At 74.5% G+C, this 21,596-nt stretch carries 11 protein-coding genes; 8 read left to right on the top strand and 3 right to left on the bottom strand.

Annotated features, from left to right (window positions below; translation table 11 throughout):
- Window positions 1-103: 103 nt before the first annotated feature.
- The 5 genes from HUT19_RS13820 to moeZ all read left to right on the top strand — a co-directional run bounded on the left by HUT19_RS13820 (window position 104) and on the right by moeZ (window position 6,588).
- Window positions 104-1,939 (top strand): DUF3492 domain-containing protein, encoded by a 1,836-nt coding sequence (locus HUT19_RS13820; RefSeq protein ID WP_176180769.1) that lies wholly within the window; start codon window positions 104-106, stop codon window positions 1,937-1,939.
- Window positions 1,936-3,414 carry a hypothetical protein gene (locus HUT19_RS13815; protein WP_254885561.1) on the top strand — a complete coding sequence of 493 codons (1,479 nt, stop codon included), beginning with the start codon at window positions 1,936-1,938 and terminating at the stop codon, window positions 3,412-3,414. The genes HUT19_RS13820 and HUT19_RS13815 overlap by 4 nt, the downstream gene beginning before the upstream one ends.
- A 106-nt stretch (window positions 3,415-3,520) precedes the next feature.
- The gene (locus HUT19_RS13810; protein ID WP_176180768.1) at window positions 3,521-4,567 is read left to right on the top strand and encodes an NAD-dependent epimerase/dehydratase family protein; all 1,047 of its coding nucleotides are present in this window, start codon (window positions 3,521-3,523) and stop codon (window positions 4,565-4,567) included.
- Entirely contained in the window at window positions 4,555-5,322 is a 768-nt protein-coding gene (locus HUT19_RS13805; RefSeq protein WP_176180767.1) for a spherulation-specific family 4 protein, read from the top strand. The genes HUT19_RS13810 and HUT19_RS13805 overlap by 13 nt, the downstream gene beginning before the upstream one ends.
- Before the next feature lie 87 nt (window positions 5,323-5,409).
- The gene (gene moeZ / locus HUT19_RS13800) at window positions 5,410-6,588 is read left to right on the top strand and encodes an adenylyltransferase/sulfurtransferase MoeZ (protein WP_176180766.1); all 1,179 of its coding nucleotides are present in this window, start codon (window positions 5,410-5,412) and stop codon (window positions 6,586-6,588) included.
- Between the two features lie 97 nt (window positions 6,589-6,685).
- Here moeZ and HUT19_RS13795 read toward each other — a convergent pair whose 3' ends face one another.
- The 3 genes from HUT19_RS13795 to HUT19_RS13785 all read right to left on the bottom strand — a co-directional run bounded on the left by HUT19_RS13795 (window position 6,686) and on the right by HUT19_RS13785 (window position 13,077).
- The gene (locus HUT19_RS13795) at window positions 6,686-8,290 is read right to left on the bottom strand and encodes an alpha/beta hydrolase (protein ID WP_176180765.1); all 1,605 of its coding nucleotides are present in this window, start codon (window positions 8,288-8,290) and stop codon (window positions 6,686-6,688) included.
- A 94-nt stretch (window positions 8,291-8,384) separates the two neighbouring features.
- Entirely contained in the window at window positions 8,385-9,908 is a 1,524-nt protein-coding gene (locus tag HUT19_RS13790) for an alpha/beta hydrolase (protein WP_176180764.1), read from the bottom strand.
- 394 nt (window positions 9,909-10,302) lie between these two features.
- Complete coding sequence (locus HUT19_RS13785; RefSeq protein WP_176180763.1) at window positions 10,303-13,077, bottom strand: flippase-like domain-containing protein; 2,775 nt, start codon at window positions 13,075-13,077, stop codon at window positions 10,303-10,305.
- A 203-nt stretch (window positions 13,078-13,280) separates the two neighbouring features.
- On the opposite strand from HUT19_RS13785, the gene HUT19_RS13780 reads away from it, so the two are divergent.
- The 3 genes from HUT19_RS13780 to HUT19_RS13770 all read left to right on the top strand — a co-directional run bounded on the left by HUT19_RS13780 (window position 13,281) and on the right by HUT19_RS13770 (window position 21,589).
- Window positions 13,281-13,670 carry an MGMT family protein gene (locus HUT19_RS13780; protein WP_303331875.1) on the top strand — a complete coding sequence of 130 codons (390 nt, stop codon included), beginning with the start codon at window positions 13,281-13,283 and terminating at the stop codon, window positions 13,668-13,670.
- A gap of 840 nt (window positions 13,671-14,510) precedes the next feature.
- Window positions 14,511-17,798: an ATP-dependent DNA helicase gene (locus HUT19_RS13775; RefSeq protein WP_254886161.1), complete on the top strand. Its 3,288-nt coding sequence runs from the start codon at window positions 14,511-14,513 to the stop codon at window positions 17,796-17,798.
- Between the two features lie 167 nt (window positions 17,799-17,965).
- Window positions 17,966-21,589 carry an ATP-dependent DNA helicase gene (locus HUT19_RS13770; RefSeq protein WP_176180760.1) on the top strand — a complete coding sequence of 1,208 codons (3,624 nt, stop codon included), beginning with the start codon at window positions 17,966-17,968 and terminating at the stop codon, window positions 21,587-21,589.
- Window positions 21,590-21,596 lie beyond the last annotated feature (7 nt).

The following is a 21,596-nucleotide window of genomic DNA, read 5'->3' as shown; positions in this document are numbered from 1 at the left end:
CACGGACAACCGTCCGTCGCGCTGCCGTCATGCGCGCATAACGTGCTCACGCCGCACGACGACGGCATCACAGCTTGCCCACAGGAAGATCGGGGGTGCGCTCATGCGCGTGGCTCTGCTTATGGAAGGTGGTTATCCGTATGCGAACGGTGAGGCGCGGGTGTGGTGCGACCGGCTCGTCCGGGGCCTGGACCAGCACGAGTTCGAGGTCTACGCGCTGAGCCGCAGCGCCCGCCAGGACGCCGGGGGCTGGGCCGAACTCCCCGCCCAGGTACGGCGGGTGCGCACCGCCCCGCTGTGGGGCGCCCCGCCCGCGCGGCGCGCGGGCCGCAGACAGCGGCGGCGGTTCGCCGAGCACTTCGGCGAACTGGCCGCCGCCATTGCCGCTCCAGGCGCCCCGGAGCCGGGCACCGGACATCAGGCGGACCGTTTCACCACCGGTCTGCACGGCCTCGCCGAACTCGCCCTCGACCACGGTGGGCTCCCGGCCGCGCTCCGCTCCGAGGACGCCGTCCGCCTGCTGGAGCGCGCCTGCCACCTCCCCGGGGCCGCGCGCGGCGCCCAGCAGGCGCGGGTCGCCGATCTGCTGACGGTCACCGAGGCACTGGAGCGCGCGCTGCGTCCCCTGTCGCTGGACTGGTACGGCCCCGGCGGCCTCGCCGGGGCCGACCTGTGCCACGCCACCTCCGGCGGTGCGGCCGCGCTCCCGGGGCTGCTGGCCAAGCGTCTCTTCGGTACGCCGCTGCTGGTCACCGAGTACGGCGTACGGCTGCGCGAGCACTATCTCGAGGGCTGCCCGGCCGGTCCGGCGGAGTCGCTACGGCCCGCCGCCGTCCGCCCCGCGCCCGTCCGCACCCTGCTCACCGCGTTCCAGGGCCGCCTGGCCGCCGAGGTGTACGCCCGGGCCGCGCTGATCACCCCCGGCAACACCCACGCCCGCCGCTGGCAGGAGCGGTGCGGCGCCGACCCGGAGCGGCTGCGCACCGTCTATCCCGGTATGGACGCCGCCCGCTTCGCGGAGGTCGGCGAGAGCGGCGACGGCGATGGCGGCGCGGTGTCCCGTGACGACGGCCGGACGCTGGTGTGGGTGGGCCGTATCGAGCCGGCCAAGGACGTCGTCGCCCTGCTGCACGCGTTCGCGGAGGTGCGCCGCCGACAGCCGGACGCGCGGCTGCGCCTCATCGAGACCCGGCGCGCGGACGCCTCCGCGGAACCGGCGGGGAGCGGTGCGGCGCATGCGCCGGGGGAGGACTACCCGGCCCGCTGCCGGGCCCTCGCCGCGCATCTCTTCCCCGACGAGGCCGCGGACGCCCACACGGTCGGTGACAACCCGGTCTCCTTCGAACGGCTCGGCGAGCCCGGGGTGCCGTCCCTGCCGGAGGCGTACGCGGCGGGCGCCGTTGTGGTGCTCTCCAGCGTGGTCGAGGGCTTTCCGGTGGGGCTGGTCGAGGCGATGCTCTGCGGCCGGGCCACGGTGTCCACGGACGTGGGCGCGGTGTGCGAGGCCATCGGCGGCACCGGTCTGGTGGTGCCCCCGCGCAACCCCCGGGCGCTCGCCGACGCCTGTCTCGCGCTGCTGCGCGACCCCGCCCGCCGCGCGCGCCTGGGCGCCGCGGCACGCGCCCGTGCGCTGGAGCTGTTCACCATCGAGCAGAACGTGGCGGCCTTCCGCGGTATCTACCTGGAGCTGATGTCGCACTGTCCGGTGCGGCGCGAGGAGGTCGGCGAGGGCGGTGCGCCACTGCCGTTCGCCCTTCCGGCGGAGGCCCACATCCCGGGCCGCTGGACCGCGGGCCGCGACGGCGACCGCTTCGGCCACTGGTGCGCGGCGCCCGTGCCGTCCCGCGCCCCGCAGGACCACACCCCCGCCTGGGCCGCACCGCCGCGCGAACCCCTGGGCGTGGGCCCGCAGGGCGGCACGGCCGAGGAGGGCGCATGACCACACCCCACGACCCCGTCCCGGACGCCCCCACGACCCCCACCTCGCCCGGCGGCTGGAATTCCCCCTCCCGCGCCCTGATCGCCCCTGACACGGACGCCGAGGAGCGGGCGGGCTCCGGCGCGGGCCGGGCGCCGTACGCCGTGGCGGGGGAGTCGGGGGCGGGCGATGAAGCGGAGGGGTGGCCGGAGGCGGCGCGCAACGCGCGCGGCCACCCCGTCCCGGAGTCCGGGGCGGGTGGCACCGCGTCCGGGGACGACGGCGGGGCGCGGCCGGTCGGCGCGGGGGCGGGGCGGCGGGGGCCGGCCGATCCGGTGCGCGAGCTGATGCACCGGCATCACGATCTCTGCGCGCGCGCCGTCGATCCGCTGGAGATCGCCGCCGGGCTGGAGGCCCATGGGGTGACGGACCGTACCGCCGCGCGCTTCCGGCATCGCGATGTCTTCGGCCTCGCCGAGGAGCTGTACGCCCGGGTGCCCCGGGCCCAGGAGCCCGCCGAGCCCCCCGCCCCCCGCCCCCGGCGCGGCCCCTGGGCGCCGTGGCCGCTGCCCGGGGCGCTGGGCGCGGTGACCGCCTGGGCCGTGCTCAGACCGGACCTCGCGCCGCCCGTCACCCGGGCCGCCCTCGGTGCGGTCGGCGCCGTCCTGGTGGCCGCCGCGCTGTGGCTGTGTCTGAGCCGGGGCCCGCTACGGATCGCCGCACGCGGGCGCGGCGGGCGGCTCGCGGACCTCGCGGGGCCGCTCTGCGTCGGCTGGCTGCTCGGCTATGCCGCCTGCGGGGACTGGCTGCTCACCGGGCTGGTGACCGGTGAGCGCGGCGCGTACGACACGGCCCGTGCCGCCGAGACCGCCGTTGTCCTCGCCCTGGCCGTCGCGCCCGCCGCCGGGTGCGCCCGCTGGTTCGCGGTGCGCGCGCGCCGGAGGCTGACCGGCAGCCGCGGACTCGAGGAGTTCGCGGCCGGAGTGCGGCCGCTGTTCGCGCTCACCGCCCTCGGCTTCCTGGCCGCGCTGGCGCCCCTGGTGCTCGCGGCCCGGCTCGTCCTCCCCGTACCTCCCTCCGGGCCCGGCCCCGCCTCCGTCACCACGGCCGAGGCGTCAGCCGCCGCGCTGGCCGCGCTGCTGTTCCTGGCCCGGCTGCTCGCCGTCCACGGCTTCCGCCGGGCGGCGGTCAGCGGGCTGGCCGCGGCCTGTGCGGCCGAGGCGGCGGTGGAGGTCATCGCGTCGGCCGCCCGGCTGCCCGGCGGAGCCCCGCTCGGCGAGCCCGTGACGCGGCTCCTCGCCGCCCACGGCGTCGCCGTCCTGCCCGTGGCCGCCTGCGCCGCCGCGGCGCTCGGACTGCTGGGGTACGCCTGCGCCGTCCTGGCCCGCGCCTCGGCCCACGGCGGCGCCGCGAGCGCCGCCGACGGCCGCTTCACCCGCCGCCGCCCCCATCGCGCCGACGGCAGCCGTCCCGCGCCCTGCGAGGCGCCCCGATGAACCCGTCACCCCCCGCACGACCGCAGCACCCTCCCACCTCTTCGAGGAGCACCCACATGAGCGACGCCCTGTCCCGTCCACGCGCCTGTGCGGGGAGGCGTGACCGATGAGAGTCCTGCTGCTCGGTTCCGGGGGATATCTCGGCCGGTATGTCGCGGAGCATCTGCTCGCCGACCCCGCCGTCCAGCTCACCGCGCTCGGCCGCGGCGACGACGCCGATGTGCGTTTCGACCTCTCCAGCGGCAGCCCCGGCGCGCTCACCCGCTTCCTCAACGCCGTCCACCCCGGTGTGGTGATCAACTGCGCGGGTGCGACACGCGGCGGGGCCCGGGAGCTCACCCGGCACAACACGGTGGCCGTGGCGACGGTCTGCGAGTCGCTGCGGCGCAGCGGCTGCGGCGCCCGGCTGGTGCAGATCGGCTGCTCCTCCGAGTACGGACCCTCGCAGCCCGGTTCGTCGACCGCCGAGGACGCCGTACCGCGCCCCGGTGGCCCGTACGGCGTCAGCAAGCTGGCCGCCACCGAGCTGGTGCTCGGCTCGGGCCTGGACGCGGTGGTGCTGCGGGTGTTCTCCCCCGTCGGGCCCGGCACCCCGGCCGGGTCGCCGCTGGGCAGGCTCGCCGAGGCGATGCGGCGGGCGATGCAGGCGGGGGAGAGCGAGCTGAAGCTGAGCGGGCTCGGCGTCCAGCGGGACTTCGTGGACGTCCGGGACGTGGCGCGGGCGGTGCACGCCGCCTCGCTGTCGGCCGCGCAGGGCGTGGTCAACATCGGCACCGGCCGCGCGGTGCGGCTGCGCGAGGCCGCCTCCGTACTCGCCCGGGTGGCGGGTTTCGGCGGCTCCCTGCATGAGATCGACGCCCCGCCGGGGCGCGGGCTGGTGCACCACGGACCCGGCGCCGGGGCCCATGTCCCGGCCCCCGCCCACGGCCCGGGGCACGGCCACGGCCCGGGGCACGGCCCCGGCCACCACCCCCACCCGGCGCCGGAAGGGCCCCCCGCCGGCGGCGCGGCCACCTTCCCCTACCCGGACGGCTGCGGCAGCTGGCAGCAGGCGGATGTGCGCACCGCCCGGGACCGGCTCGGCTGGCGCTCCAGGATCCCCCTGGAGGAGTCGCTCGCCGACATCTGGATGGAGGCGGCATGTCGCATCTGACCTCCCCGGGTCCGCTGCGCGACATCCCCTCCGCCGACCATGCGCTCGGCCTGGGCGTGCCGGGCTATGCGCATCCGCTGGTGGCGCCCGCCGAGTGGGCGGAGCTCACCCGGCCGGGGACTCCGGTGGACTGGACGGTGCTCTCGGTGGCGCGCGGCCCCGGCTCACGCCGGGATCCGCACTGCCTCACCGCGGTGGCCCGGCTGCGCGCCGCGGGCGTGCGGGTGCTGGGCCTGCTGGACGCGCGCTGGGGCACCCGCCCGTTCGGGGAGCTGGTCTCCGACGCCGACCACTTCCTGGACTGGTACCGGGTCGACGGCTTCCTGCTGGACCGCTGCCCCGCGGACCGCCCCGGTCTGGCGGAGGTCCGCCGTACGGTCGTCACGCTGCGCGCGCTGCTCGGCGGGGGGCATGTGGTGCTGGGCCAGGGCACCCACCCGTACCAGGCGTATATGGAGATCGCCGAGCAGCTGGTGACCTTCCGCGGCGCGTGGGCGGACTACCGTTGGTCCCAGGTCGCGGAGTGGACGGCGGGATATCCCCCCGAACGGTTCTGTCATCTGGTGCACGGCGTCCCCCGGCCGCATCTGGAGGAGGCGCTGCGGATCGCCCGCTGGCAGGGCGCGGGGACGATCTATTTCACCGACCGTACGCACCATCCGGGGCAGCGGGCCTCCGCCACCGCCCCCTGGGAAGCCCTGCCCGGCTACTGGGACGACATCGTCTCGCGCATCGGACCGCGTGTCATGGAATGAGATGGGGCGTGGCAGTGTTACGAGAAGAAAACCTCCCCGCTCACGCGGGGGTGCATTCCGTCTGCTTCCTTCCCTTACGGAGTCCCCGTGTCGCTGCCACCCCTGGTCGAGCCGGCTGCCGAGCTCACCGTCGACGAGGTCCGCAGGTACTCGCGCCATCTGATCATCCCCGATGTCGGGATGGACGGGCAGAAGCGGCTGAAGAACGCCAAGGTCCTCTGTGTGGGCGCCGGCGGTCTCGGCTCGCCGGCCCTGATGTACCTCGCCGCGGCCGGTGTCGGCACCCTCGGCATCGTGGAGTTCGACGAGGTCGACGAGTCCAACCTCCAGCGCCAGATCATCCACAGCCAGGCGGACATCGGCCGCTCCAAGGCCGAGTCGGCGCGTGACTCGGTACTCGGCATCAACCCGTATGTGAAGGTCGTCCTCCACCAGGAGCGCCTCGAGGCCGAGAACGTCATGGAGATGTTCTCCCAGTACGACCTGATCGTGGACGGCACGGACAACTTCGCCACCCGCTATCTGGTCAATGACGCGTGCGTGCTGCTGAACAAGCCGTACGTATGGGGTTCGATCTACCGCTTCGACGGCCAGGCGTCGGTCTTCTGGTCCGAGCACGGCCCCTGCTACCGCTGCCTGTACCCGGAGCCCCCGCCGCCCGGCATGGTCCCGTCCTGCGCCGAGGGCGGTGTGCTGGGTGTGCTGTGCGCCTCGATCGGCTCGATCCAGGTCACCGAGGCGATCAAGGTCCTCACCGGCACCGGCGACCCGCTGGTCGGCCGGCTGATGATCTACGACGCCCTGGAGATGACCTACCGCCAGGTGAAGGTCCGCAAGGACCCGGACTGCGCGGTCTGCGGTCCGAACGCGACGGTCACCGAGCTGATCGACTACGAGGCGTTCTGCGGCGTTGTCTCGGAGGAGGCCCAGGAGGCCGCCGCCGGCTCCACCATCACGCCCAAGCAGCTCAAGGAGTGGATCGACGACGGCGAGAACATCGACATCATCGATGTCCGGGAGCCGAACGAGTACGAGATCGTCTCGATCCCCGGCGCCCGTCTGATCCCGAAGAACGAGTTCCTGATGGGCGGCGCCCTCCAGGAGCTTCCGCAGGACAAGAAGATCGTCTTGCATTGCAAGACGGGTGTCCGGTCCGCGGAGGTCCTGGCCGTGCTGAAGTCCGCGGGCTTCGCGGACGCCGTGCACGTGGGCGGCGGTGTGATCGGCTGGGTCAACCAGATCGAGCCCGAGAAGCCCGTCTACTGACGGCGCGCACCCGCAACGCGCACCCGCGGGGGCGCGGAAGCTGCGGCGGGGCCCGGACCGGTGACGGTCCGGGCCCCGCGCCATGTCCGGACAGGGCCTAGGAGCAGGTGGTGCCGCCCGACGGCACCTTCCCATCCAGCAGATAGGAGTTCACGGTCTTGGTCATACAGGCGTTGCCACTGTTGTACGCGCCGTGGCCCTGGCCCTTGTAGGTGACCTCGATCCCCACGCCCGGGCCCAGTTCCCTGGCCATCTTGCGCGCCCCGGCGTACGGGGTGGCCGGGTCACCGGTGTTGCCGACCACGAGGACCGGAGCCGAGCCCTTGGCGCTCACATCCGGGCCGTCCGTCGTGCCGTCCACCGGCCAGTCGGTGCAGCCGAGCATGCCCCAGGCCAGGAATTCCCCGAAGACCGGCGACGCCTTGCGGAACCGGGGCAGCTGGGCCTTCACCTCGTCGACGGTGTAGCGCTGTTTGTCGTCCACGCAGTTGATGGCCATATTGGCGGCGTTGATATTGCTGTAGCGACCCTTTTCGTCACGGCCGGACATGGAATCCGACATCGCCAGCAGCATGTTGCCCTTGCCGAGGTGCAGCGCTTCCTGAAGCCCGAGCGTCAGGTATTTCCAGCTCTCCGGGTCGTACAGGGCAGCGGCGATTCCGCCCAGCGCGCCGCCCTGGGTGAGCTTGCGGCCACTCTCGGTGGACAGGGGCTTTTTGTCCAGCTTCTTCAGAAACGCCGCGATCTTGGCATTGCCCGCCTCGGCATCGCCACCGGTCGGACAGGCGAAACCCTTCTTGGCGCAGTCCTTCAGATAGTTGTCGAGGGCCAGCTGGAATCCCTTGGCCTGGCCGTAGGAGCCCTGCTCGGGATCCTCGGTCGGGTCGACGACGGCGTCGAGCACCGCGCGCCCCACGTGCTGGGGGAAGAGATGGGCGTAGACGCCGCCGAGTTCGGTGCCGTACGAGATGCCGAAGTACGAGAGTTTCTTGTCACCGAGCACCTGCCGCATGAGATCCATGTCCCGGGCGGCGCTGACGGTGTCCACATGAGGGAGAACCCGGCCGGACTTCTTCTTGCAGGCGGCGGCGAATTCCCTGGAGTCCGCCGTCGCGGCCTTGATCTCGTCCTCGTCGTCGGGGGTTCCGTCGACGGCGTCGGCCGCGTCCATCTCCTTGTCGCTCAGGCACTTCACGCCCGCGCTCTCGCCGACCCCGCGCGGATCGAAGCTCACCAGGTCATAGCGGGTGCGCAGCTTCGCGTAGTCGTCGGCGAAGCTGGGCAGCGAGGAGACTCCGGAGCCGCCGGGGCCGCCGAAATTGAACACCAGCGAGCCGATCCGCCGGTCCTTGTCGGTGGCCTTGGCGCGGATCATGGCGAGATCTATCGTTTCGCCGTCCGGCTTTCCGTAGTCCAGTGGCACCTTGACGGTGGCGCATTCCCACTCGCTCCCGGGGGCGGCGCCGGTGCCCTGTATCGGTGACGGCGCGGGGCAGGAATCCCAATTCGGCTTCTGGCCGGTGAGCGAACCCGGCAGGGCGATGTCCGACGGCTCGGCCGGCGCCTGGGCCGACGGGGTGGACCGCCCCTTGCCCCGGTCGTTTCCGCGGTCGTCATTGCAGCCGGCGACGGCGGTGAGAGCGACCACCACGGTCGCGGAGACCAGCGCCCTGGTCCGTATGGTGCGTGGGGAACTCGACATGACCGGTGATCCTAGAAGGGTGGTACGAGCGGGAGTGTCGGCGCTTCTTCTCAATACCGTCACGGTTGGTGCCGCGGCTGTTGTTGTCGATTCCCTATGTGCAGACCTTGCCCTTTTCCGGCACTTTGCCCTGGAGGAGATAGGCGTTGGCGATCCGGCGGACGCAGCCGCTGCCGCTGTCGTACGCGCCGTGGCCCTGTCCCTTGTAGGTGAGTTCGACGCCGACGCCGGGGCCGAGTTCCTGTGCCATCTTCCGCGCCCCGGAGTAGGGCGTGGCCGGGTCGCCGGTGTTCCCGACGACCAGGATGGGGGCCGAGCCGGGCGCGCTGACGTCGGGTGTTGTCCAGGTGCCGGGCACCGGCCAGCCGGTGCACTGGGTGAGGCTCCAGGCCATCAGGTCGCCGAAGACCGGGGACGCCTTGCGGAAGGTGGGCAGTTTCCGCCCGATGTCGCCGACCGTGTAGCGCTGTTTGAAATCGGCGCAGGTGATGGCGGTCAGGGACGCCTGGAGGGTGCTGTAGTCGCCGTCCTGGTCCCGCCCGTTCATGGCGTCGCCCAGGGCCAGCAGGATCCTGCCGTCGCCCTGCCGGGCGGCGGCGAGCCCCTGGGTGAGGTACTGCCAGAACTGCTCCGAGTACAGGGACTGCGCGATACCGCCCGCCGCCAGCGACTCGGTCAGCTTCCGGTCCTGACCGCCCGGCAGCGGACGGCTGTCCAGCCGTTTCAGGAAGGCGCGGATCCGCGCCGCGGTGGGGCAGCTCATGACGCCGCTCATGCCACCGCTCTTGTCGCAGTCCTTCACGTAGTTGTTCAGCGCGAGCTGGAATCCCTTGGCCTGGCCGAGCGCCCCCTGCTCCGGCGTCTGCGCCGGGTCCACGACCCCGTCGAACAGCGCGCGGCCCACCGTGCGCGGGTAGAGATGGGCATAGACGCCGCCGAGTTCGGTGCCGTACGAGATGCCGAAGTAGTGCAGCTTGCCGTCGCCGAGGACGCGGCGCATCAGGTCCATGTCGCGGGCGGCGTTGGTGGTGCCGACGTAGGGCAGCACCTTCCCGGAGTTCTTCTCGCACCCGGCCGCGTAGCGCTTGACCCGGCGGACCAGCCCCTTCACCTCGGCCGGGGTGTCCGGGGTGGCGTCGGCGGCGTAGTAGGCGTCGAGCTGTTCGTCGTCGAGGCAGCGCACCCCGCTGCTGCGGCCGGCCCCGCGCGGGTCGAAGCTCACCAGGTCGTAGCGGGTGCGCAGTTGGCGGTAGCTCTCGGCGAGCGCCGGGAGGGTGGCGACGCCGGAGCCGCCGGGGCCGCCGAAGTTGAAGATGAGCGAGCCGATCCGGTGGCGGCGGTCGGTGGCCCTGGCGCGGATCATGGCGATGCCGATGGTGTCGCCGTCCGGCTTCCGGTAGTCCAGCGGGACGTGGAGCGTCGCGCACTCCCACTCCTTGCCCGGGGCCTTGGTGGCGCCGCCGTCCTGGCTGTCCGAGGGAGCCGGGCAGGGCGCCCAGTCCAGCTTCTGTCCGGCGGAGGTGTCCGGCCGCCCGCCGTTGCCGCCGCATCCGGCCGCGAGGGCGGCCAGCAGCAGGACGGCGACGGACAGCGCACCGGTGCGCAGGGGTCGGGACACGGCGGCTCTCCCGGGGGTGGGCGGCGTACCGCCATCCTCGGGTGCCCGGCGCGGGACCGCGCGCACAGCGCGGACGTACGGGTGAGACGGCCCCCACGGCCGCCGGTGGGGGCCGTACGGCGGCGTTCCGCGGCACGGCCCCGGGCGGCGGTGGTACGGGCCGAACGGCTCCGCGGGGTATGCGCCGAATGGCACCCGGGGGTATGGGCCGGGCGGCCTCCGGGGGTGTGGGCCGGGCGGCTCCCGGGGGTGTGGGCCGGGCGGTCTCTGGGGGTGTGGGCCGGGCGGTCTCTGGGGGTGTGGGCCGGGCGGCTCCCGGGGGTGTGGATCGGGCGGCTCCCGGGGGTGTGGGCCGGACGGACCCTGGGGGGCGCCCCGGCGTGGCCCAGCGCCCCTACAGCGCCTCTTTGCGGGTGAGGTGGGTGAAGGCCAGCCAGCCGGGCAGCACCGGCAGCCAGAAGACCATCAGCCGGAAGAGCAGCACCGCGGGCGCGGCGGTCTCGTACGGCAGCCCGGCGAAGGTGAGACCGGCGATCAGCGCGGCCTCGACCGCGCCGACACCGCCCGGGGTGGGGGCCGCCGACCCCAGGGCGTTGCCCGCGAGGAAGACGACCGCGATGCTCGCGTAGCTCAGTTCGCCGCCGAACGCCCGGATCGACGAGTCGAGGCACAGCACGTTCGCGACGGTCAGCAGCAGCATCCCGCCGATGCCCGCGAGCAGCTTCTTGGGCCGCTGGAGTACGTCCAGCATGCGCGGGACGACACCCGCGAACAGCGACCGCACCCGGGTGGAAACGAACTTCCGCAGAACGGGAATCGCGGTCACCACCAGGACCAGCACCGCGGCCGTCAGCAACCCGGCGATCACGGTCCGGGACGGCGAGAGGGTCGGGGTGCGCTCGGTCCCGGTGATGTAGCCGAAGGTCAGCAGCAGCACGATATGGCTGGCGAGGCCGAACAGCTGGGAGGCCCCGACACTGGCCACCGCGAGCCCCGGCCGGACCCCCGCGCGCTGGAGGAAGCGGGTGTTGAGGGCGACGCCGCCGACCGCGGCGGGTGCCACCAGCTTCACGAACGAGGCGGCCACCTGCGCCAGTACCGTCCGTCCGAACGGCACCTTCTCCGGGACGAAGCCCAGCAGGCTCAGGGCCGCGGCCACATAGGTCAGCGCGGAGAAGACGACCGCGAAGACCACCCAGATCCAGTTGGCCTCGCCGACCACGGCGCCCAGCTTGATGTGGGTGAACTGGGAGAGCAGGAAGTACGCGGCGAAGGCACCCGCGCAGAAGCTGACCAGGGTGCGCGGTTTGATGCGCTCCAGCCGGACCGGCTCTATCGGCGCCTGCGGCCGCACCAGCAGTACCTGCTGCCGGATCTGGGCGAGCAGATCCTCCTCGCGCGCCCCCTCCAGGGCCTCTTCGATCGCCCGCTTCTCCGCCTGCTTCTCGGCCTTCTGGGCCTTGCGGTCGCTGGTGGCGGTCTCGTCCTCGTGGGCTCCCCGCGCCTCCTTGGCCTCCTTGGCCGTACGCGACGCCTCCAGCACCGCGTCCCGCTGCCGCTGAGCCCGCTCCCGCGCGAGCTGGCGCAGGGTCGCCCGGGTGCCGCGGCCGAGCGCCAGGGGCTGGAGCAGCGGAAGGCTGTCGGCGACCGCGTCCGGTCCGATGACCTCGACCGCCGCGGCCACCGAGCGCTCGGCGCCGACCCGCAGTCCGAGGGTGGTGAGCAGCTGGGCGATGTCCATCCGCAGCACCAGATCACCGGCCGCGATCTCGCCGCCGCGCAGATCGGTGAGGACCACCCTGCCGTCGCGGTCGACGAGGAGGGCGTCGCTGTCCAGCCGCCGGTGGGCGATCCGCCGCGACTGGAGCGCCTGGACCTGGTGCCAGGCCCCGGCCAGCAGCTCGTCGGTGATCGCCTCGTCCGGCAGGGCGTGCAGCGGACGGCCGCCGACGTGCTCGTAGACCAGCATCACCGCGTCCGGGCCGAGTTCGGAGGTGGCGATCAGCTTGGGCGCGTTGGCACCGGCGGCGATGGCCGCGTACGCGAGCAGCGCCTCCTGCTCGAGCGCCTGGCGCAGCGACTGGAGGCTGCGGGGCGGGGTGATGGTGCGCAGCGTCAGCCGCTGCCAGACGCTGTAGAAGAACCCCTGGGCCTGCTGTTCGCGGTCGACGACGGTGACGTCCAGGGGCGGGCCGTCCTCCAGGGCGACCAGATAGCGGCGGCCCCGCTCCCCGTGGTTGCCCTGGTCGCCCTCGGCGGGCTCCTCGGCGCGCATCGCGCTGACCGGGTGGAAGCCGACGCGGCGCAGCCCGGCGAGCAGGTTCTGCCCGGTGGGGCGGACGTTGGGGGAGCCGACGGCGTAGAGGGTGCCGTAGGCGACCGTCCAGCCGATCAGCACGGTCACGATGATCGAGAAGGGGGTGGTGTAGCCGCCCACGAGCACCGCGAAGGCGTCGAGCAGCAGAACGCACCACATCGCCACCCGCCAGCGCGGGCGGCGGGCCATACCGACGGCCGTCATATAGGCGATGACGGGGGCGAGATAGCCGTGGACGGGGTCGCTGAAGGTGCCGCCGGGGGCGGGCTGGGTGAGCGCCTCGCGGATCGACGCCGGGGCGCCGTCCGCGACCCACAGGTCGGTGGTGAGGGACACCCCGTGGGCGAGCACCGCCGCCAGGACGCCGTCGGCGATCCGCAGTCCGTCCCGTTTGATCAGCCGCTCGATGGCGAACGCCACCGGGAGGACGAGGACGGCGACGCTGGCCGTCAGCCCGGCGAAGTCGATCAGCAGCGGGGGCGCCTGGTTGGCGCCGTGGCCGATGTCCTTCTCCAGGCCGGCGGTGGTGCCGTGCGCGAAGGCCGCGATGGCCAGCACGATGGCCATGCCCAGCACCCCGAGCAGCAGCCGCATGAGATCGGAGGGGCGGTGGACACGGGCGGGCAGCAGCGGCTCGTCCCCGGAGACCCGGTCGACATGCGGCTGGGCGCAGTCACCGTCGCCGTCGGCGTGGCCGTCGCTCCGAGGGTCGTCGGGGTCGGGGCGGCGGCCGTCATGACTCTCGGGAGTGCCGGGCCGCGGATCGGGACGCGACAACGCCTCAGGGGTGCGGGCCTCCTCCTCCGGAGGCTGCGCACCCTGCTTCGCCGTCTCTTCTTGATCTCGTATCACCAGTCACCGCCCGGAAGATGGTGGCATGCCCGGGAGGCGGATGAGGGCATCAGGGTGCATTTCGGGGGCGTGAACCTCGGATCGTACGCCGTGTAAAGGATTCCCGCACACTGAGTGATCACACCGAGGCATGGGTGATACGGCCGGAATTGCCGGTGCGCGCGCCCGGGGGACTGTCGTTGGTGTGCGGCAGGATGGGCCCGATGAGCCGGGAGAACGAGGAACCGGGGGCCGCCGACGAGCTGCCCGAGTACGCGGAACGAGTGCTGGATGTCGCCGAGCTGATCCCGCCGGGCCGGGTGATGACCTACGGGGACGTCGCCGAATGGCTCGGGGAGGGCGGGCCCCGCCAGGTCGGCCGGGTGATGGCGCTCTACGGGGGCGCCGTGCCGTGGTGGCGCGTGGTCCGCGCGGACGGCGCGCTGCTGCCCGGCCATGAGCTGCGCGCGCTCGACCACTACCGCGAGGAGGGCACCCCGCTGCGCCAGGCCCCGCGCTCGGCGGAGGGCCATCTGCCCCGCCTCGACATGGCCAGGGCCCGCTGGGACGGCGGCGAATCCGCCAACGGAAGTGGATCGCCGCGCTCCGCGTAGCGCGGATCGTGTGGGCGGGATCGCGGGCAGCCGGACCCGGCCGGGCCCGAGCTGTACGGCTCCGGTGGGCGGGGTGGCGGGCTGCGCGGGACGGTCCGGCGTGACCTCGGCGCGTCCACGGCCGGGCCGTGCGAGTCCGCTTCGCGCGCGGCCGGATCCGCCGGATCCGGTGCGCGGCGATGCCGCCGCGCCCCCGGCCCGCGCACGTCCGCCCGTGCCGCCCCCGGCCGTACCGGACCGCCGCGCCGCGGGCCCGGTACGTACGCAGCCGCGTACCGCGGGCCCGGTCCGTGCGCACGCCTGCGGCGCGGGCCAGGAATATTCGCAGCCTCGTCGCGCGGGCCCGGTCCGTGCGCGTTCCCGTGCCGCGGGCCCGGCCCGTAGACGCCCCCGCGGCGCCGGGACAGGACCGTATGCGCGTTTGCGGCGCTGACCCGGTTCCCACGCACGCCTGCGGCGTGGGCCCACTTCGTACATCCCCCCGCGGCGCGAGCCCAGTCCCTGCGCATCCCTGCGGCGCTGACCCGGCCCGTACGCACCCTGCGGCGTGAGCCCGGCCCGTACGTATTCCCGCGGCGCGGGCCCGCTCCCCGCGCGTCCCCGCGGCGCGGGCCCGCTCCCCGGGTGCCGCCGCTCCGCGGGCATCGGCGGGGGCGCGGCGGGGGCGTGGAGATATCCACAGGTCTCCCGGTGACGTTCCGCATCACATGAGAGGCTGTCCCGCACCCAGCCAACCCACCAGGACCGGCGATCCACGTGAGCTCCTCCTCCTCGTCCCTCCCGCGGCAGCGGCAGGCACGGCAGCCTTCCCCACGGCCGCCGTCCCCGAGCAGGTACCGCCTGGTCCGTCACCGGCCGGAGCCCGCTGCCCCGCCTGTCCTGGACGCACGGCAGCGCGCTGTGGTTGAGCATCCGGGCGGACCGCTGCTCGTCCTTGCCGGGCCGGGCACCGGCAAGACCACGACGCTCGTGGAGGCGGTGGCCCGCCGGACGCGGGACGGCGCGGACCCGGAACGGATCCTGGTCCTCACCTTCAGCCGCAAGGCCGCCGTCGAACTGCGCGACCGGATGGCCGCGCGGATGGGCGGCGCCACCGCTCCGCAGGCCACCACCTTCCACTCCTTCTGCTACGCCCTGGTCCGCGCCCATCAGGACGCCGATCTGTTTGCCGACCCGCTGCGGCTGCTCTCCGGACCCGAACAGGACGTCGCCGTACGCGAGCTGCTCGCGGGCCAGGCCGAGCTGGAGCGCGAGGGGCGGGCGTTCGCCCGCTGGCCCGACGAACTGCGCGCCTGCCTGACCACCCGCGGTTTCGCCGACGAGGTGCGCGCCGTGCTCGCCCGCAGCCGGGAGCTGGGCCTGGGGCCGCGCGCCCTGGGGGACTTCGCGGCGCGCACCGGCCGCCCCGACTGGTCCGCCGCGGCGGACTTCCTCGCCGAGTACCTGGACGTCCTGGACGCCCAGGGGGTGCTGGACTACGCGGAGCTGGTGCACCGCGCGGTGCTGCTGGCCGAGCGGCCGGGCGTGGCGGCCGAGCTGGCCGCGCGCTACGACGCGGTGTTCGTCGACGAGTACCAGGACACGGACGCCGCCCAGGGGCGGCTGCTGCGCGCGCTCGCGGGTGTCCACGGTGGCGGGCGGACCGCGTCGGCCCGGGGCGGGCACGGGATGGCGGTCGGGCGCCGGATGCCAAAGGGGCGCACCCTCGTCGCCTTCGGCGACCCCGACCAGTCCATCTACGCGTTCCGCGGCGCAGACGTCGGCGGTATCCTCGGCTTCCCGGACGCCTTTCCGCGGCCGGACGGCAGACCCGCGGACGTGGCGGTGCTCACCACCTCCCGCCGCTCCGGCGCCGTCCTGCTCGAAGCCACCCGGCTGATCACCCGCCGGATGCCGCTGACCCGGCTGCCCGCCGAGGCGGTGCGCGCCCACCGGGAGCTGGCCGCCGCCCGTGACGGCGGCCACGTCGAGGCGTACACGTACCCCACCGCGGGCGCCGAGCTCGACAACGTGGCCGACATCCTGCGCCGCGCCCATCTCGAGGACGGGGTGCCCTGGAGCGAGATGGCCGTCCTGGTGCGCGCCGGGGGGCGCTCGATCCCGGGGGTGCGCCGCGCGCTCACCTCCGCCGGGGTCCCGGTCGAGGTGGACGGCGACGACATGGCGCTGCGCCACGAACCCGCCGTGGCCCCGCTGCTGACGGCGCTGCGGGCCGCCGCCACGGCCGCGCTGCCGGACGCGGGCGGGCTCACCGCCGCCCTCGACGTCGAGACCGCGCTCACCCTGCTCGCCTCGCCGCTCGGCGGGATGGACGCGGCCGACCTCCGCCGTCTGGGCCGGGCGCTGCGCGAGGAGGAGCGGGCCGCGGGCAAGGCCGTGCCCCGCCCCTCGGACACCCTGCTGGCCGAGGCGCTCGCCGAGCCCGAGCGGCTGGCCGTCCACGACCCGGCGTACGCGCGCGGCGCCCAGCAGCTCGGGCGGCTGCTGCACACCGCGCGGGAGACGCTGGCCCGGGGCGGCACCGCCGAAGAGGCGCTGTGGCTGCTGTGGGACGGCACCTCCTGGCCCGGACGGCTCGAGCGCGCCGCCCAGCGCGGCGGGGCCGCCGGGCGGAACGCGGACCGCGATCTGGACGCGGTGTGCGCGCTGTTCGAGACCGCCGCCCGCGCGGAGGAGCGCACCGGCGGCCGCGGCGCGCTCAACTTCCTCGAGGAGATCGACGCCCAGGACATCGCCGCCGATACCCTCTCGCGCCGGATGGCCCGCCCCGACGCCGTACGGCTGATGACCGCCCACCGCTCCAAGGGCCTGGAATGGCGGCTGGTGGTCGTGGCGGGAGTCCAGGAGGGGCTGTGGCCCGATCTGCGGCGCCGCGGTTCGCTCCTGGAGGCGGACCGGATCGGCCGCGACGGACTGGCCGAGCCGCTGCCGCCGGGCGCGCTGCTGGCCGAGGAGCGGCGGCTGTTCTACGTGGCGGCCACCCGCGCCCGCGACCGGCTGGTGGTCACCGCCGTCAAGGCCGCATCCGACGACGGGGACCAGCCCTCGCGCTTCCTGACCGAGCTGGGCGTCACCCCCGTGGACATCACCCAGCGCCCGCGCCGCCCGCTGTCGGTGGCCGCGCTCGTCGCCGAGCTGCGCGCCACCACCGTCGACCCGGACGTCTCCGAGGCGCTGCGGGACGCCGCCGCGCGGCGGCTGGCCCGGCTGGCGGCGCTGCGCGACGAGGAAGGCCAGCCGCTGGTCCCGGCGGCCCACCCCTACCGCTGGTGGGGGCTGTACGAGCCGACGCACAGCGAGGTTCCGCTGCGCGCCCGCGACCGGCCGGTGGCGCTGTCCGGCAGCGCGCTCGACCAGCTCGTCAACACCTGCTCGCTCCAGTGGTTCCTGGGGCGCGAGGTCAAGGCGGACGCCCCCTCGACCGCCGCCCAGGGCTTCGGGAACGTCGTCCACGTCCTGGCCGACGAGGTCGCCTCCGGCCGTACCCCCGCCGATCTCGCCGTCCTGATGGAGCGGCTGGACTCGGTGTGGGACGCGCTGTCCTTCGACGCGCCCTGGAAGTCACGGCAGGAGAAGGAGAACGCGCGGGCCGCGCTGGAGCGCTTCCTGCGCTGGCACGTGATGGAGCGCGGCGGCCGGGCGCCGGTCGCATCGGAGCACGGCTTCGACGTCACCCTGGAGGCGGACGCGTACCAGGTGCGCATCCGCGGCAGCATGGACCGCGTCGAGGCGGACGACGAGGGCCGCGCGTACGTCGTCGACTTCAAGACCGGCAAACAGGCCGTGACGCGCGGCGCGGTCGAACGCCACCCTCAGCTGGCGGTCTATCAGCTCGCGGTGCGTGAGGGCGCCGTCGACGGCCTCTTCGACGGCGACCGTCCGGAGCCGGGCGGCGCGGAGCTGGTCCAGCTCCGCCAGGGCGCGGCCAAGAAGGACGGCGGCGAGGGCGTCCCCAAGGTGCAGGCCCAGGAGCCCCTGGACGGGGAGTGGGTGGGCGAGCTGCTCGCCACGGCGGCTGGGCGGGTCCTGGACGAACGGTTCGCCCCGAGCGCGGGGGAGCACTGCAACCGCTGTGCCTTCCGCGCCTCGTGCAGCGCCCGCGCGGAGGGCCGCCACGTGGTGGACTGAGCGCCCTCCTCGCCCCCCCGGGGCGGCCCGTCCGCGGTGTCGGTGCTTGGGAGCTTCCATGGAGGACGCTCCGCTCCCGTCCCGTCATGTCCGTTTACGTCCCTGCTTGTTCATGGCTGTCCCAGGGTGGCGCCGGACTGTCGGAGGGGACCGATAGCCTCACTGGAGTGTCAGCCCGCATCACCGATCCCGAGGAGCTCAAGGAGCTGCTCGGGATCCCGTTCACCCCGGAGCAGACGGCCTGCATCACCGCGCCGCCCGCTCCGCAGGTGATCGTCGCCGGAGCGGGCTCCGGCAAGACCACGGTGATGGCCGCGCGGGTGGTCTGGCTGGTGGGCACCGGCCAGGTCGCGCCCGATCAGGTGCTCGGCCTCACCTTCACCAACAAGGCCGCGGGCGAGCTGGCCGAGCGCGTGCGCACCGCGCTCGTCAAGGCGGGCGTCGTCGACCTCGACCCGGATCCGGCCGCCGCCGAGGAGGCCCCGGGCGAGCCCGCCATCTCCACCTACCACGCCTTCGCCGGACAGCTCCTCAAGGAGCACGGGCTGCGCATCGGCCTGGAGCCGAGCGCCCGGCTGCTCGCCGACGCCACCCGCTTCCAGCTCGCCGCGCGTGTGCTGCGCTCCGCGCCCGGTCCGTATCCGGCGCTCACCCGCCCCTTCACCGACCTGGTCACCGATCTGCTCGCGCTCGACGGCGAGCTGGCCGAACACCTCGTCCCCGCCGAGCGGCTGCGCGGCCACGACACCGAGCTGCTGCGCACCCTGGACGGCGTGCGGCTGACCAACGACGGCCTGCGCAAGGTGCCCGAGACCGCGCGCGCCCGCCTTGAGCTGCTGGGTCTGGTCGAGGCGTACCGCGACGAGAAGCGCCGCCGCGATCTGCTGGACTTCGGCGACCAGATCGCCCACTCGGCCACCCTCGCCCGCACCCGCGCGGAGGTCGGCCGGATCCTGCGCGACCAGTACGCCGTGGTCCTGCTCGACGAGTACCAGGACACCTCCGTCGCCCAGCGGCTGCTGCTCTCCGGGCTCTTCGGCGGCGGCACCGGCCATCCGGTCACCGCCGTCGGCGACCCCTGCCAGGCCATCTACGGCTGGCGCGGCGCCTCCGTGGCCAACCTCGACGACTTCCCCCGGCACTTCCCGCACGCCGACGGCCAACCGGCCCGCCGCTTCGCGCTCAGCGAGAACCGGCGCAGCGGCGGCCGTCTGCTGGACCTGGCCAACGGGCTCGCCGCCCCGCTGCGCACGCTGCACGAGGGCGTGGATGCGCTGCGGCCCGCCCCCGGGGCCGAGCGGGACGGCGTGGTGCGCTGCGCCCTGCTGCCCACCCACGCCGAGGAGCTGCGCTGGCTCGCCGACTCGCTGGCCCATCTGGTGCGCACCGGCACCCCGCCCGGTGAGATCGCGGTGCTCTGCCGTACGGCGGGGGACTTCGCCGAGATCCAGGGCGCGTTGGTGGAGCGGGACATCCCGGTGGAGGTCGTCGGGCTGTCCGGGCTGCTGCACCTGCCGGAGATCGCCGACCTGGTGGCCGTCTGCGAGGTCCTCCAGGACCCGGCGGCCAATGCCGCGCTGGTCCGGCTGCTCACCGGCCCGCGCTGGCGGATCGGCCCCCGCGATCTGGCGCTGCTGGGGCGGCGGGCGCGGGCGCTGGTCGCCTACGGCGCCCCTGGCGGCGCGGCGGACGACCCGGACCGCAGGCTGGCCGAGGCCGTCGAAGGCGTCGACCCCGCCGAGGTGATCTCGCTCGCCGACGCGCTCGACACCTTCCTGGAGCCCGGCCTCCCGGAGTCCGGCGGCGGCGAGGGGGACGGACCGGACGGCGGGCTGCCCTTCTCGGCCGAGGCCCGCGTCCGCTTCGCCCGCCTCGCCGCCGAACTCCGCGATCTGCGCCGCTCGCTGGGCGATCCGCTGATGGACGTCCTCCACCGGGTGCTGACCGTCACCGGTCTGGAGGTCGAACTGTCCGCCTCGCCGCACGCCCTGGCCGCCCGCCGCCGCGAGACGCTGAGCAACTTCCTGGACATCGCCGCCTCCTTCGCCGGACGCCAGGGCGAGACCCCGGTGGAGGGCGAGGCCACCCTCCAGGGCTTCCTGGCCTTCCTGCGGACGGCCGCCCAGTACGAGAAGGGGCTCGACAACTCCCTGCCCGGCGGCGAGAACACCGTCAAGGTGCTCACCGCCCACAAGTCCAAGGGGCTGGAGTGGGACGTGGTGGCCGTGCCGGGCCTGGTCGCCAAGCAGTTCCCCAGCGAGCAGGCGCGCGAGTCCTGGACGTCCGCCGCCAAGGTCCTGCCGCACGAGCTGCGCGGGGACGCGGCCACCCTGCCGGACGTCACGGACTGGGACAGCAAGGGGCTGGCCGCCTTCAAGGAGGCCATGAGGGAGCACCAGCGGACCGAGGAACTGCGGCTGGGCTATGTGACCTTCACCCGCCCGCGTTCGCTGCTGCTCGGCTCGGGCCACTGGTGGGGCCCGAACCAGAAGCGGCCCCGCGGCCCGTCCGCCTTCCTGGACGAGCTGCGCGAGCACTGCGAGTCCGGCCACGGAGAGGTGGAGGCGTGGGCCCCGGAACCGGAGGAGGGTGAGGAGAACCCGGCCCTGAAGGAGGCCGCGGCCGACCGCGCGTGGCCGCTTCCGCTCGACCCCGTCGCCCTGGTCCGCCGCCGCCGCGCGGCCGACGTCGTCCTCGGCCATCTGACGCGGATGGAGGCGAAGCGGGCGCCGGAGGGGGGTGCCGGGGCGGAGGACCCGGCGGAATGGCCCGAGCCGCCGGAGGACCCGTACGAGCGGGAGGCGTACGGCGACCCGTACGAGGACCCGTACGACGGTGCGAGCCCGCCCCCCGCGTCCGCCCCGGAGCCGCAGGTCCCGGCCCTGCCCCCCGAGGTCCCGGCCCTGCCCTCCGAGGACCCGGCCCTGCCCTCCGAGGACCCGGCCCTGCCCCCCGAGGACGCCGCCCTGCCCCCCGAGGACGCCGCCCTGCCCCCCGAGGAAGAGCGGCTGATCGCCTCCTGGGACCGCGATCTCGACGCGCTCGCCGGAGAGCTGCGCCGGGCCCGTACGACCGTGCGCGAGGTGCCCGTACCGCTGTCGCTGAGCGCGTCCCAACTGCTGCGGCTGGCCGCGGACCCGGACGGCTTCGCGCGGGAGCTGGCCCGCCCCATGCCGCGGCCGCCCCAGCCCGCCGCGCGCCGCGGCACCCGCTTCCACGCCTGGGTCGAGTCGCGCTTCGAGGAGCTTCCGCTGCCCTTCCTCGGCCCGGACGAGCTGCCGGGATCCGAAGACGGCGCGGACGGCCGCGACGACGGGGCCGGGATCGTGGACGAACGGGACCTGGCCGAGCTCAAGGAGGCGTTCGCGCGCACGCCGTACGCCCGGCGCACCCCGCACCGCGTCGAGGCGCCGTTCCAGCTGACCCTGGCCGGCCGGACCATCCGCGGCCGGATCGACGCGGTGTACCGCGAGCCCGCCCGGGGCGGCGGATACGAGATCGTCGACTGGAAGACCGGCCGCTCCCGGGACGCCGATCCGCTCCAGCTCGCGGTCTACCGGCTGGCCTGGGCCGAGCAGCACGGACTGCCGCTGTCGGCGGTCTCCGCGGCGTTCCTGTACGTCCGCAGCGGCGAGGTGGTGCGCCCGGCCGCCCTGCCCGGCCGCGCGGAGCTGGAACGGATCCTGCTGGGCGGGAACGACGGCACGGCCGGGAACGACGGCACGGCCGAGGGCGTGATCGGAAACGACAACGCCGGCGCCCGTTCCGTAACTGAGAGCGAGCACACATGAGCGGCCC

It is taken from the genome of Streptomyces sp. NA02950, assembly GCF_013364155.1.
In the GTDB taxonomy this organism is placed as follows: domain Bacteria; phylum Actinomycetota; class Actinomycetes; order Streptomycetales; family Streptomycetaceae; genus Streptomyces.
The sequence above is the reverse complement of the archived record's forward strand: the minus strand, read 5'-3'. Positions and strand labels throughout refer to the sequence as shown.

Excerpts from the sequence above, each read along its gene's own strand:
- HUT19_RS13780 (WP_303331875.1), top strand. The coding sequence starts at position 13,281 with ATGAGCCGGGAGAACGAGGAACCGGGGGCCGCCGACGAGCTGCCCGAG.
- HUT19_RS13815 (WP_254885561.1), top strand. The coding sequence starts at position 1,936 with ATGACCACACCCCACGACCCCGTCCCGGACGCCCCCACGACCCCCACC.
- HUT19_RS13805 (WP_176180767.1), top strand. The coding sequence starts at position 4,555 with ATGTCGCATCTGACCTCCCCGGGTCCGCTGCGCGACATCCCCTCCGCC.
- HUT19_RS13810 (WP_176180768.1), top strand. The coding sequence starts at position 3,521 with ATGAGAGTCCTGCTGCTCGGTTCCGGGGGATATCTCGGCCGGTATGTC.
- HUT19_RS13795 (WP_176180765.1), bottom strand. The coding sequence starts at position 8,290 with ATGTCGAGTTCCCCACGCACCATACGGACCAGGGCGCTGGTCTCCGCG.
- HUT19_RS13820 (WP_176180769.1), top strand. The coding sequence starts at position 104 with ATGCGCGTGGCTCTGCTTATGGAAGGTGGTTATCCGTATGCGAACGGT.